The sequence below is a fragment of the Chryseobacterium sp. JM1 genome (genome assembly GCF_000737715.1).
Taxonomy (GTDB): Bacteria; Bacteroidota; Bacteroidia; order Flavobacteriales; family Weeksellaceae; genus Chryseobacterium.
The window spans coordinates 98,337-111,400 of record NZ_JPRN01000002.1; the positions used below are offsets into that span (position 1 = coordinate 98,337).

Consider the following 13,064-nt stretch of genomic DNA (forward strand, 5'->3'; position numbering starts at 1 on the left):
CTTATGAAGATTGGGCCTGTATATTATAAAGATTCTTTTTAGAAAGGCTTATAAATGTAGTTTACACCAAACCCTCTTGTCATATAGGTCTGAGGATCGTAGTTGTAGTTGGTTGTTCTGATCACCGGTGAAGGTATCGGAGGTAAAAGATCTGTTACAGAAGCTTTCTTAGGATTGTTCGGAGAAAGGATGTGACTTTCCCTGTCATTAATTTCCGTAGATAAAAGTCTTGAAATTTTATATACTGAAGGAAGCAGTGTAAATGGACTGATCTCGGTATCGTAATTAAAGAATTCATAGGCAAATTTAGTAGTAGGTCTTCCGAATACCGGTGCCGTCACAGGTCCTGTTGCAGGTCCATAATGTCTTACCACTTTAGAAACATTGTCTCCTAGATATGTATAACCTGTTCTGGAATAATTTGTAAAGGCAAAAGTAGTTCCTGAAACATCCGGGCCGGTTTTCATGATGATAGAATCCATCTTGGCCGTAGAAGCATTATACTTTACATCATAAAGTGTCTTTGCCTTTCTTAAAAGGGTCTGAGGCCCCGGATTGGTTGCCGGTGGTACAGGCGGAGGTCTTCTGAAAACAGAACGGTTCTCAGAAACGGTTACCAGTCTGTCGTTAGGTCCATAAGTAAACAACTGACTGTAAGAAACACTGTCTTTATCCAGTTTCCCGTTACCGTCAAGATCTAAAAATCCGTTGAAAGTAACCTGGCTAATTTTGTTTCCACTGTAAGCAATATCTGTAATAGAAGCACTGTCTGTGATCACTCTTGTTACCAAAAGCCCACTGTAGTGATATTCTGCTAACGTATCTTTATTTGTAATTTCTCTGTATAAACCTCTTGGACCGTTCAATCCTCCAGTATCATTCAGATCCAATAATGGATCCCCGTCTTCGTCTAACATGTCTTTGCAGGAATGTATTGAAGAAAACCCTGCTATTAATAAAATAAAGTAGAAAAGTCGTTTCATTTCCAGGTAATTGTTTATTTTTTGACAAATATAACTTTTTTCTGAATAAAAGTTATGTTTTTATTTATATTCAAGTAAAACCGATAATCAAATCCGCTTATAAAGTTCTGTAAACATATTTAAGTGCCTGGTTCTTATCAGAGACAGGATAATTATAGGCATCATACAGATACGTCATCGGAGTATCCACACCCGGTGCCGGAGATGGAGGCATTACAAATACCGATGTAGGATTGTTCGGTGAGATTCTGTAGAAATTCTCAGGACGCAGAAGACTCCACGCTGTAAAGAAAGACTTGGGAAGCGTAGAGAACGGGCTGATCTTTGAATCATAGTTTTGATAGCTGTAAACCGTTTTCTTAGCGGTTGCCATATTAGGATCTCCAGTTCCTGTAAGGGTTCCTTTAAGACATTCTGCCTTGAAGATATTATCTCCCATATAAGTAAAGGTACTTTCTGTAAACAGGCTGTATGCCGTATTTCCAGCTACCTTTCTTTTTTCCATGATTTTCACAAGCTTTTTGCCCGCCGTATCATAGGTGAAAACATAGTCGCTTACAAAAGAATCCAGTGCCACAGCAGCTGTCGCAGTACATGTTGCACTGTATACATAGCCGTTGCTGTTTTCACTTACACTGAAATCGTAAACCGTACTGCCGGTAAGGCTTCCGACAAATTTTATTTTCCCGATTTTATTATTGATATACGTAGCAGTACCTGTATAATAGTTATTGGTCGTACCATCTTTTAACATTCCCTTTTGAAAAACGGATCCGCTAACGGTATATTCCTCCTGAATGTTGGAATTTAAAGTGATCTTTTCCAGAACTCTGGCAGGCGGAGGTGTTGTGTTTCCATTGTTTCCGCCATCATTGGCACTAGGCTCGAATTGGTCTGAAGAAGAATTGTCACAAGAAACCAGAAGTCCGAAAAACACTCCGGTCATGACTTTAAAAAGATAGTTTTTTCCCATGAAAAAATATTTTAGTGAGTTTACAAATATAATTCATTTTTTCGATGAAAACATTTACTTATTCAACAAATTCGTAATAATCTATATCTTTTTTCAAAAAAAACCTAAAAACATGATGCTTTTAGGTTTTTATATAGGTTGTATTATGAAATTAATAAGGCTGCAATACTGAAGTCGTTAAAACAGACTGTGACATTTCATTATTCAGAAATTCATCATTGACTGCTGTTCCTATCCCCAATGTTCCTGAGTTCAGGTTTCTCTTGGTACAGGCCACTTTTACAGTATAATTGTTCTTTGGGGTAAGATTAGTCAGGGTAGCATTAAGATTAAAGATCTTGTAGCTTCCCTCGGAACCGATTAATACATCTGTTCTCACTGCTCTCAGGGTGTTATCTACAAAAACACCGCAGGCAAAACCTGAAGATGAATTATTGTTCCCTGTTTTCTGCGCTGTCGTCTGGAAAGTAAAAACCACTTTATTTACACCATTCGTAATAGAGAAAGTATCATTTGTTCCGGGCAGAACCGTCCATGCACTGGTAAGAGCCGCACCCTCCGTATAAGGAGTGGTAACCCCGTTCGGAGAAGAAAACACCGCTCCGGTCTGATCTGCCACCGTATTCAGTGAAAATACAGACATACTCCCCTGCCCGTCTGCTATTTTAATACTTTTCCAGTCATTGGTATTCATTTCAGAATTGTTGTGAAGAATAGTTCCGGCAGCTCCGGCTGATCCTTTCAACAGATTTGTTCCTCCTGTTCTTACTTCTTTTCTTACATTGATATCCCCGTTTACATCCAGCATATTAACAGGATTGGGCGTATTGACTCCCACCTGCGCAGTGGCCACTACAGCCCATAACAAAGATTGTATGATAATAATTTTTTTCATGCCTGGATTAATTTATAATTGGGTTAAATACCTGAGGAATCTCATACACATCCACTTTGAGGGAAGACTGGGCGATAAAGCTGTTGATATTGGTATCCGCATTGATTCCCACCGCCAGCACCACATCATTGTCCGTTCTGTAAGAGGCCAGCCTTGAGCAGGCAACACTTACCGTGTGCTGTCCTTTAGACAAATTGGCTACAACCCCGATTTGATTATGCGTGATGAAAGTACTGGTTGCGCTACTGGCTTTTAAGTTTCTCTGTCTAAGGTTCACCAGTTTGTCATCCACAAAAATACCACATGCATAATCTATAGAAATATCCGTCGTTCCATTGGCCGGAAGATTGGCCTGTACCACCGTTTCAAACTGAAAATACGTCTTACTGTCTGTACTGAATACACTTATAGGCTGTGACAGACCAGCGATTTTCTTAAATCCGGGAAGACTGGAAATATCAGCACCTTTAGTAAAAGCTGTATTTTTTGCAGTGATCGTAGACTGTTCTCCGCTGGTAAATTTCACTCCTACTCTGTCTGAAAAGGAGTTATTGAATATCAGATAAAACTTGTTCGGTTCATATTCCGGAATACGAAGACTTTTCCAGATGGGTGCATAACCTACTCCCTGAGAAACAAGGATCTGATCATTATTCCCTTGAGAAAGGGTATTGTCCTGAGCGTTCAGAACAACGATTTTATTTCTTAAATTGACATCACCATTGACATCCATCTTTGCTTTCGGTGAACCTGTATTGATTCCCACCTGAGCAGAAAGAGACAGTCCTGCCATGACCAACAGGATTGATATACTATTTTTCATCAATTAATTGCTTTTATAAGTTACGTATTCAATAACATCTATTTTCATGATAGACTCAAGGGTAAATGCATTGGAAACCGTATTGGTATCGGAAACATTACGTCCGACCGTAAACTGTGAATTGAGATTGGAAGTATTGATTTTTCTACACGCCACTTCAAGTTTCTGAGTTCCTACAGGAACATTCTGCTCTGTATAGTTCAGGGTGAAAATATAATCCTGAATACCGGATTTCTCAGTATTGTTATTGGAAACCACCTTATCAGGACGTACTGCTACCAGTTTTCCGTTTCTGAAAACACCACAGGTAAAGGTGACAGACTGAGACGTTCCTGAATTCGGAGCCTTCATCTCTATACCCGTCTGAAACTGATACGTCAGTCTGTTTTTACCATTCTTGATGACAAAATTATTGGCAAGACCGGCTATTTTAGACCACTTTCCTTTTGTCACATCTGTAATATCATCACCTACATTATTTTTATAAATATTGTCTGCCTGTATACCGTTTGAAAGGTCTGTAATACCTGCCTGATCTGATGACAGGTACGAATTGATCAATTTGTACTGCCCCTCTTCCATAAAGGAAACATTCAATGATTTCCAGACAGGAGGCAAACCTTCTCCCTGTGAAACCAAAACCTGGCCGTTCAGTCCTGCATTTCCTGCCTGATCTGAAGTACCGCCTACTCTAAGTTCTTTTCTTAAGGTGATTTTCCCGTTGACATCGAGAGTAGATTTAGGAGAAGCTGTCCCAATTCCCACCTGCGCGTTGGCGCAAAGCGATAAAAAACCGGTCGCGCAACAATAGATAATTTTTTTCATAATAAGGGCTGCAAAGGTATGGATTTTATTCATAAAAAACCATTTATAAGCCTTTAAACACGTAGAAATAAAGTGATTACAGTGTAGAATTAATTGTACAAAAAAGTAGAATTATTACTACAAACCTTTACTTTTTTTCACGTTTAAAAAGACCGACAGTCTCCAAACTCCTTAATAATGGTAGATACAGCACTATTTTTTATCATTATACTGTGATTTTAAAACACGTTAAAACCTGCGTAGTACCACATTTTTTTGATTTTTAAGTCAAACTTTTTTAACGAAAAAAGAGACCTGAAAACTTAAATTCAGATCTCTTTTTAATTTATCAGCACAAAAATGTGGTACGTTTGTTCTAATTATGTCCTATAATAGTCTTCAGAAGTATATTCACCTCATCTACATTTTTCACCTTTTCTTTTCTCATCATCAGCAGATTTCCCTCTTTCCCGATCTTTTCTTTCAATTGGGCTTCTGCAGGATTTTGTGTTAAATAACTGATGATATGTCTGAATCTGTCTGTCTGATAAAATTTATCCTGAGGGTTAGCCGGAAAATATCCTAAAAACACTCCGTTCTTCATAACGATCTTCTCAAATCCTATATCAGCCGCCAGCCATTTCAGCGCAACACTTTTCAATAAATTGACAGCTTCTTTCGGCAGTTCTCCAAAACGGTCGATGAGTTCAAGTTCAAACTGATAAAGATCTTTTTCATTATCAATTTCAGCAATTTTCTGGTACAGTAAAAGTCGTTCTTCCGTGTTTGAGATATAGAAATCGGGAAGCATCAGTTCCAGATCAGTATCAATATTGACGTCTTTTACAGATTTAAACAGCTTTTGTCTGTCCTCTTCATTATCGAACAGGTTTTCAAAGTCTGCGTCATCTTTTAATTCTTCCAAAGCTTCCTGCATCAGTTTCTGATAGGTTTCAAAGCCCATTTCATTGATAAATCCACTTTGTTCCGCACCCAGAAGATCTCCGGCACCACGGATTTCAAGATCCTTCATCGCAATCTGGAAACCACTTCCCAAATCTGAGAATTGCTCGATGGCTTCAAGACGCTTTCTCGCATCAGAAGTAATCATGTCATAGGGAGGTGTGATCAGGTAGCAAAATGCTTTCCTGTTGCTTCGTCCTACCCTTCCTCTCATCTGGTGAAGATCTGCCATCCCGAATCTTTGGGCATCATTGATGAAGATGGTATTGGCATTGGGAACATCTACTCCACTTTCAACAATGGTGGTCGCAACCAGAACGTCATATTTCCCTTCCATAAAATCAAGGACATTCTTTTCCAGCTGCTTGCCTTCCATTTGTCCGTGTCCTGTAATAACTCTCGCATCAGGAACCAGTCTCTGGATCAATCCTGCAATATCTTTAAGGTTTTCCACCCTGTTATTGATAAAATAAACCTGCCCGTCTCTCTGAAGCTCATAAGAAACAGCATCTCTAAGAATTTCTTCGCTGAACCCTATCAGCTGGGTATCCACGGGCTGTCTGTTCGGCGGTGGGGTTTTGATCACCGAAAGGTCTCTCGCTGCCATTAGTGAAAACTGAAGCGTTCTCGGAATTGGAGTCGCGGTTAAGGTAAGTGTGTCTACATTATTTTTCAGGGTTTTCAGTTTATCTTTTACGGATACACCGAATTTATGTTCCTCATCAATGATCAGCAGGCCAAGATCTTTGAACTTAACCGAGCTGCTTACTAACTGATGGGTTCCTATAATAATATCTACTTTTCCGTTTTTAAGTCCGTCCAGCGCTTCTGCTTTCTGTTTGGCTGTTCTGAATCTGTTGACATAAGAAACAGTCACCGGAAAATCTTTCAGTCTTTCTTTAAAACTTCTGAAATGCTGAAATGCAAGAATCGTTGTTGGAACCAATACAGCAACCTGTTTTCCGTCTGTTGCCGCTTTAAATGCTGCACGAATGGCCACCTCCGTTTTACCGAAACCTACGTCTCCGCAAACAAGCCTGTCCATCACAGTATCTGCTTCCATATCTCTTTTTACATCAATGGTTGCTTTTTCCTGATCCGGAGTATCTTCATATATAAAGCTTGCTTCCAGTTCGTTCTGCAGGTAAGAATCCGGTGTAAATGAAAACCCTTTTGCCGTTTTTCTTTCGGCGTATAATCTTATCAAGTCAAAAGCAATCTGTTTTACTTTCGCTTTTGTTTTCTGTTTTAATGATTTCCAGGCCGGGGAACCGAGTTTACTTAATACAATTTCTTTTCCGTCCGGGCCGTTATATTTTGAAATCTTATGAAGTGAATGGATACTTACATATAACAAGTCTCCATTTTTATAGGTTAACTTAAAACATTCCTGGATTTTCCCGTCATTATTTACTTTAACCAGTCCCATGAATTTCCCGATTCCATGATCGATGTGGGCGATGTAGTCTCCAATTTTCAGAGACATCAGATCTTTCAGAGTAAGCTGTTCAGATTTTGCAAAGGTATTTTTGGCTTTATACCTCTGGTAACGGTCAAAAATCTGGTGATCGGTATAGACCAGAATTTTGTGTACATGATCTACAAAACCTTCATGCAGCTCAGATCTGAAACTTTTAAAAGGAAGCTCATTTTCAAGCTCTTCGAATATGGATTCCAATCTTTCTTTCTGTTTTTCTGTAGAAAAAGAGATCCAGGTATCAAAACCTTCGTTCTGCTTTTCTTCCAAGTCCTCAATCAGCAGTTCAAAGTTTTTATGGAAGGAAGGCTGTGGAAGCTGCTCCACTTTGATCTCAGTGAGTTCTTTAAGCCCTTCCATGGAAGTGCCTGCAAAATCAACGGTTTTAAACTTTTTAAAATCAAACAGAAATTCCTGATCTGAAATAAAAAGCTCCTGAGGCCTTCTGTGGGCAATATCTTTATTTAATGTTTCGTATTTCTCCAGAGATCTTTCGTAAAATGATCTGATCTTCTGCATCCCGACAGCTCCATTTCTTGAAACTACAAAACTTTCTTTAGGCAGGAGCTGAAGCAGAGAAACACGTGTTCCGGTTACCGAAAAATTCATATTGGAAACCAACTGGAAATCTTTTACTTTGTCTATGGACAGCTGGGTTTCAATATCAAAAGTTTTGATATTTTCCACTTCATTTCCAAAGAACGTAAGACGGTACGGCTTTTCATAAGAGTAAGAGAATACATCAACGATTCCTCCTCTCACGGAAAATTCTCCAGGTTCTGAAACGAAATCTGCCTGCTGGAAGTTATAATGATTCAGCAATTCATCAACAAAATCAAAATCCAGCTGGTCGCCTACTTTTATATGATGGGAGATCGCTTTAAAGTCTTCTTTCTTTAATACCTTTTCAGATAATGCTCCTGCATACGCCACAATCACTTTAGGTGACTTCCCGGAATTGATTTTATTTAAAACCTCCGTTCTCAGTACGAGGTTGGCATTTTGAGTTTTCTCCACTTGATAGGGTTCAAGATGTGTGGCCGGAAAATACAAAACCTTTTCTTTTCCAAGCAAATCTTCCATTTCTGTATTGGCGTACAGGGCGTCTTCCTTGTCATCTACCAGATAAAGAACAGTTTTTTTCTGCGTTAAAAAAAGTTCGGCAACAAAGATGGAAACCGATGAACCTGCACTTCCCTTCACGGAAATATGCTGGCTGCTTTCTAACTGAGTAAAGATTTCCTTTCCAAATTCTTTCTGAAGAAGATCGGGAAGAAACTTTTCGTGAATAGGTTTTAGCTGCATAAATAGTAATGGTATAAAACGACAAAAGCGATTTCGGGAGTGTTCCGAAACCGTTGATGCTCAACAAAGGTAAGGATAATTTTTTCTTCACAGGATAAGTCTTATTTTACCAAAACATACACAAAACAACTAAATACATACCCAAATCTTAATTTTTTACAAACTTATCTAATAAAAAGTTAAAAAAATTCTCATTTTATTGCATGGCATAGTGTTTGGCCTTTTACTCTCATCAAACTTTTAAAGAAATAGTATTATGAAAAAAGCAATCAGAATCTTAGGCGTACTTATGCTGGTATTTGTGGCCACATTATCTTTCGCCTCATGCAGTAACGACGATGATCCTGTAAACAATGATTTCTTCGCAGGAACCTACAAAGGAAGCATCTCTTACAATGACGGATCTACCAACAACAGTACAGATAACGGAAGTGTTTTTGTAACAAAAATCGCCAGTGGAACGAAATATAATTTCGCTTTCTCGAATGGTATTCCGGATCTTAACGGAGTGGAATTTCAGCAGTCAGGTGACCATACCCTTGTGATGATCGGCGCCAGTGCTACATCATATATAAGAATTGACAATAATGAATTAAAAATCTTATACATCAAGGATGGCAAAACGTGGACTGCAAACTGTACACGATAAATCAACATTCATATTTACAATTGAGCCTGTTTTCATTATGAAAGCAGGCTTATTTTTTTTTCAAAACGTTTGCTTTAAGTTTTTTTTAAGCAGTAATAAACTTTAGTTAAGGTTCTAAATCTCAGTTTTTCAGCCCGCTTTTTGTATATCTTTACTCAAGAAAAAATAAACAATACACCCTCATGAAAAAATTATTAACAGCAATGTCACTAGCATTAGGACTAGGATTTGCAACTGCACAGCAAACTGCTCCGGCAACTACCGCAGCTCCTCATCACGCGCCAAAAACAGTAAAAGCTCCGGCCGCTAAAACGGCTCAGCCAGCAGCAACGGCTAAACCAGCCCAACCTGCTCAACCTGCAGTCAAAATGAAAAAAGACGGAACACCGGACAAAAGGTATAAAGAAAACAAAAATCTTAAAAAAGACGGTACTCCAGACAAGAGGTACAAAGCCAACAAGTAAACTTTAACATATAGTTGTTATTTTCATAATCAAATTTCGAAGAACCGGTGAAACTCATTCGCCGGTTTTTTTTATGCTATATCCGGATCAAAATGAACTAAAGTTTATTGAAGTTAAGAAAATTAAGGTCAATTTTAAACAAACTATTATAGGTTTGATTGTATTTATTTTACTCCCAAAGTTTTGAGATTAATCCCAGATCACATGATTTTAAAATTTCACGCAGATTAACCAGATGATGCAGATTTTTACTTTTACTCATCTGCTTTATCCTTAGCATTTGCGAGAAGTCATTATTATAAACATTCTTTTGTTGCTTAAAAAAATCTGAAGACATATTTAAGACAGCGAAACCTTATAGATTCACTTGTATTTATTTTTTATTTTATTCCCAAAGTTTTGAGACTGAACTTACTTATTTATAAATTTGAGGCATGTTAAATTTCTTCAAGAAAAACGCGGCACTGGTCTGGGCAAAAAAACATGTTCAGAAAACCGGGGAATTCAAAAAAAACTCAGAGAAAAATCAGGAAGCCCTTTTACTGTCTCTTGTAAAGACGGCTCAGAAAACTCTTTTCGGAAGGGAGCACAATTTTGAGAACATTCATTCCATCCGGGAATTTCAGGAAAAAGTTCCTGTCGCCGACTATGAAGATCTGAAACCATACATCGAAAGGGTAAAAAAAGGACAGGCCAATATTCTATGGACAGACACTCCGGAATATTTCGCCAAAACTTCGGGAACCACCTCAGGCTCAAAATACATTCCCATTTCAAAAGAAGGAATGCCTTTTCAGATTGCCGGTGCTCAAAGCGCGCTGTTCCATTATATCGCGCAAAAAGACAATGCCGATTTTGTGAACGGAAAAATGATTTTTCTTCAGGGAAGTCCGGAAATGGAAGAAGTTTTCGGCATCAAAACCGGAAGACTTTCAGGCATTGTCGCCCATCACATTCCTGCTTATCTTCAGAAAAACCGACTTCCAAGCTGGAAGACCAATATCATGGAAGACTGGGAGGCCAAAGTGGACAAGATCATTGAAGAAACGGAACATGAAAATATGACCCTGATCTCGGGAATTCCGCCATGGCTGATCATGTATTTTGAAAAACTTACAGAAAAACATGGTAAAAAGATCAAACAGCTTTTCCCGAATCTCCAGCTTTTGGTAACTGGAGGTGTTAATTACGAACCTTACCGCGATAAAATGGAGGATCTTTTGGGTGGAAAAGTTGATATTATCCAGACCTTTCCTGCATCTGAAGGTTTTTTCGCCTTTCAGGACGACTATACCAAAGAAGGGCTGCTTCTTTTAACGAATCATGGAATTTTCTATGAGTTTATTCCGTTAGAAGAATATGGGAACCCGGAAGCCAGAAGATTAACGATAAAAGAGGTGGAACTTAATAAAGACTACGCCTTGCTTCTTACAACCAATTCAGGTTTATGGGCTTATTCAATAGGTGATGTCGTACGTTTTATTGATAAAAATCCGTACAGAATTCTGGTAAGTGGAAGAACGAAGCATTTCACGTCTGCTTTCGGAGAACATGTGATTGCTTTCGAAGTGGAAGAAGCGATGAAAGCTGCTCTGGAAAAACATCCCGCCCAAATTACAGAATTTCATCTTGCCCCGCAGGTGAACCCGGCTGAGGGACTTCCGTATCATGAATGGCTGATAGAATTTGAAAAGGAACCTGAAAATTTAGAATCCTTCAGAAATGAGCTGGACACTGAACTCCGCAAGAGAAATACGTACTATGATGATCTCATTACGGGAAATATTCTTCAGCCGCTTCATATCAGTCCGCTGAAAAAGAATGCGTTTCATGAGTATGCAAAATCTCAGGGTAAACTGGGTGGACAGAACAAAACACCAAGACTTGCGAATGACAGAAAAATTGCAGATCTATTAGAAATTTACAAACTTTAAAGATATTTTTTCAATTCAAAAAACATATATTCGAAAAAAATTATAAATTTGGAAAAATAAAAAATAATAATGAGAGCATCTGTACTTTTAAAATCATCTTTACTAACATCTTTATTTGTGATTTCATCCTGCGCGACGACCAAGTACAGCGATGACATTTCAAAAAACAATTATTCTAATCTTCAAGCCGGAAAGGTTTACGTAGTTACCATGAAAGATGGTTCCAAAAAACAGAAGATGCTTTTCCGAAACACGGATGCTGAAAACCTTATCGGAACTGCCGGTAAAAAAGACAGTACAGAGGTAATCATTCCTAAATCCAACGTTGCTGCGGTAAAAGACAGAAGCAAAGCAAGAGTTACAGCGGGTGCTACCGTCATTGGAGCGGCTGGTGTTGCAGCGATCGTGATCAGTTCACTGAGAGCGGACTAAAATAGATTTTATCTTTCGGAACCTATTTGATTTATCATTTAAAAAAACAGCATATAAACAGCCTTAAATAAATATTTAGGGCTATTTTTGTGCATGATTTCCTTTACGCCGTTAAAAACATTGCAAAATGTTGAATTCAGGAATCTTCTTACCGGAAGATTTTTTATTGTTTTAGCCTTCAGAATGCTTGCTACTTTATTAGGATGGTGGGTGTATCAATTAACAAAAGATCCGTTTTCAATAGGCCTAATCGGTCTCTCGGAAGTCATTCCGGCGGTAAGCTGTGCCCTTTATGCGGGCCATGTGATCGATATGAACGAAAAAAAGAGACTACTCTTAATCTGTAATTATGCTTATATTTTTCTAATCGGTCTGCTGCTGATTCCTGCATTTTTCAATGTAGAAATGCACTTCAACGGACACGAGATCACCTATTTTATATATGGAGTCATATTTTTCACAGGAATTGCCCGGGCATTTATCGGCCCAATCGTCCCTTCGATGATTCCAAAAATCGTAAAGAAAGAAAATCTTCCCAATGCGGTTACGCTGAACCAGGCTACCTTTCTTATTTCTTCGGTATGCGGACATGCTGCTGGCGGACTTCTTATCGGGTTCTTTGGAGTAAAATGGACACTGATCGTTATTATTTCATTAATATTTGTCGCTTCTTTATTCTTCTGGCAGCTGAAACAGCAACATTCGGAGTATAAGAAAGAGGAAGTGAATGTGGTTGAAAGTATGCGTGAGGGTATTTCCTATATTTTTAAGACGAAAGAAATTCTGGGTGCTCTATGTCTGGATATGTTTGCTGTTCTTTTCGGAGGAGCTGTTGCCATGATTCCGGTATTTGCCACAGACATTCTGGATGCCGGAGCGGAAGGTTTCGGGCTTCTGAATGCAGCTTCCGATATAGGTTCTATGTGTATTATCACTCTTCTGGCTGTGGTTCCGTTAAGAAAAAACCAGGGGAAAATCCTTCTGGTTGTTGTAGCCGGATTCGGGCTCTGCATCATTGGCTTCGGATTATCAAAGCTGTACTGGCTTTCATTTATATTTCTTGTGATGAGCGGAATGCTGGACGGAATTTCGGTGGTCATCAGAGGAACTATTGTCCAGCTGAAAACTCCGGATCACATCAGAGGCCGTGTACTGAGCGTAAATTCTATATTCATCATGTCCAGTAATGAAATGGGGCAATTCGAAAGTGGGCTGATGGCAAAGTTACTAGGCGTAGTGCGGTCTGTAGTGTTCGGGGGAAGCATGACGGTACTCGTAGCACTCTTAGTAGCAAGTACCAATCCCAAGCTGAGGAAAATGAATTATTAGGCAATAATATGCTCATTCTATTAAATATATCAC

11 protein-coding genes are annotated in these 13,064 nt (G+C 38.8%); 5 read left to right on the forward strand and 6 right to left on the reverse strand.

Annotated elements, in window-relative coordinates; all coding sequences use genetic code 11:
* Window positions 1-38: 38 nt before the first annotated feature.
* The 6 genes from IW22_RS02710 to mfd form a co-directional block, all read right to left on the reverse strand.
* Window positions 39-983 (reverse strand): hypothetical protein, encoded by a 945-nt coding sequence (locus IW22_RS02710; RefSeq protein ID WP_034723983.1) that lies wholly within the window; start codon window positions 981-983, stop codon window positions 39-41.
* 97 nt (window positions 984-1,080) lie between these two features.
* Window positions 1,081-1,956 carry a hypothetical protein gene (locus IW22_RS02715; RefSeq protein WP_034723984.1) on the reverse strand — a complete coding sequence of 292 codons (876 nt, stop codon included), beginning with the start codon at window positions 1,954-1,956 and terminating at the stop codon, window positions 1,081-1,083.
* A 151-nt stretch (window positions 1,957-2,107) separates the two neighbouring features.
* Window positions 2,108-2,851 (reverse strand): hypothetical protein, encoded by a 744-nt coding sequence (locus IW22_RS02720; RefSeq protein WP_034723986.1) that lies wholly within the window; start codon window positions 2,849-2,851, stop codon window positions 2,108-2,110.
* Window positions 2,852-2,858: 7 nt separating this feature from the next.
* On the reverse strand, window positions 2,859-3,674 hold the full coding sequence (locus tag IW22_RS02725) for a hypothetical protein (protein ID WP_034723988.1): 816 nt from the start codon (window positions 3,672-3,674) through the stop codon (window positions 2,859-2,861).
* Window positions 3,675-3,677: 3 nt separating this feature from the next.
* Complete coding sequence (locus IW22_RS02730) at window positions 3,678-4,532, reverse strand: hypothetical protein (protein WP_228383982.1); 855 nt, start codon at window positions 4,530-4,532, stop codon at window positions 3,678-3,680.
* Window positions 4,533-4,854: 322 nt separating this feature from the next.
* A complete protein-coding gene (mfd, locus tag IW22_RS02735) occupies window positions 4,855-8,223 on the reverse strand; it encodes a transcription-repair coupling factor (protein WP_034723990.1) in 3,369 nt (1,122 codons plus the stop codon).
* A 256-nt stretch (window positions 8,224-8,479) separates the two neighbouring features.
* Between mfd and IW22_RS02740 the strand changes: the two genes are divergently transcribed.
* From IW22_RS02740 to IW22_RS02760, 5 genes are all read left to right on the forward strand, one after another.
* Window positions 8,480-8,872 carry a hypothetical protein gene (locus IW22_RS02740; protein ID WP_034723991.1) on the forward strand — a complete coding sequence of 131 codons (393 nt, stop codon included), beginning with the start codon at window positions 8,480-8,482 and terminating at the stop codon, window positions 8,870-8,872.
* A 182-nt stretch (window positions 8,873-9,054) separates the two neighbouring features.
* Window positions 9,055-9,336, forward strand: a complete 282-nt coding sequence (locus IW22_RS02745) for a hypothetical protein (RefSeq protein WP_034723993.1) — start codon at window positions 9,055-9,057, stop codon at window positions 9,334-9,336.
* Window positions 9,337-9,770: 434 nt separating this feature from the next.
* On the forward strand, window positions 9,771-11,270 hold the full coding sequence (locus IW22_RS02750) for a GH3 auxin-responsive promoter family protein (RefSeq protein ID WP_034723994.1): 1,500 nt from the start codon (window positions 9,771-9,773) through the stop codon (window positions 11,268-11,270).
* A gap of 69 nt (window positions 11,271-11,339) precedes the next feature.
* On the forward strand, window positions 11,340-11,702 hold the full coding sequence (locus tag IW22_RS02755) for a hypothetical protein (RefSeq protein WP_034723995.1): 363 nt from the start codon (window positions 11,340-11,342) through the stop codon (window positions 11,700-11,702).
* Window positions 11,703-11,795: 93 nt separating this feature from the next.
* Window positions 11,796-13,031 carry an MFS transporter gene (locus tag IW22_RS02760; RefSeq protein ID WP_034723996.1) on the forward strand — a complete coding sequence of 412 codons (1,236 nt, stop codon included), beginning with the start codon at window positions 11,796-11,798 and terminating at the stop codon, window positions 13,029-13,031.
* Window positions 13,032-13,064: the final 33 nt, after the last annotated feature.

What these genes read in the sequence shown, in the direction of transcription:
- IW22_RS02710 (WP_034723983.1), bottom strand. Translation starts at nt 983, where the DNA reads ATGAAACGACTTTTCTACTTTATTTTATTAATAGCAGGGTTTTCTTCA.
- IW22_RS02715 (WP_034723984.1), bottom strand. Translation starts at nt 1,956, where the DNA reads ATGGGAAAAAACTATCTTTTTAAAGTCATGACCGGAGTGTTTTTCGGA.
- IW22_RS02720 (WP_034723986.1), bottom strand. Translation starts at nt 2,851, where the DNA reads ATGAAAAAAATTATTATCATACAATCTTTGTTATGGGCTGTAGTGGCC.
- IW22_RS02725 (WP_034723988.1), bottom strand. Translation starts at nt 3,674, where the DNA reads ATGAAAAATAGTATATCAATCCTGTTGGTCATGGCAGGACTGTCTCTT.
- IW22_RS02730 (WP_228383982.1), bottom strand. Translation starts at nt 4,532, where the DNA reads ATGAATAAAATCCATACCTTTGCAGCCCTTATTATGAAAAAAATTATC.
- mfd (WP_034723990.1), bottom strand. Translation starts at nt 8,223, where the DNA reads ATGCAGCTAAAACCTATTCACGAAAAGTTTCTTCCCGATCTTCTTCAG.
- IW22_RS02740 (WP_034723991.1), top strand. Translation starts at nt 8,480, where the DNA reads ATGAAAAAAGCAATCAGAATCTTAGGCGTACTTATGCTGGTATTTGTG.
- IW22_RS02745 (WP_034723993.1), top strand. Translation starts at nt 9,055, where the DNA reads ATGAAAAAATTATTAACAGCAATGTCACTAGCATTAGGACTAGGATTT.
- IW22_RS02750 (WP_034723994.1), top strand. Translation starts at nt 9,771, where the DNA reads ATGTTAAATTTCTTCAAGAAAAACGCGGCACTGGTCTGGGCAAAAAAA.
- IW22_RS02755 (WP_034723995.1), top strand. Translation starts at nt 11,340, where the DNA reads ATGAGAGCATCTGTACTTTTAAAATCATCTTTACTAACATCTTTATTT.
- IW22_RS02760 (WP_034723996.1), top strand. Translation starts at nt 11,796, where the DNA reads ATGATTTCCTTTACGCCGTTAAAAACATTGCAAAATGTTGAATTCAGG.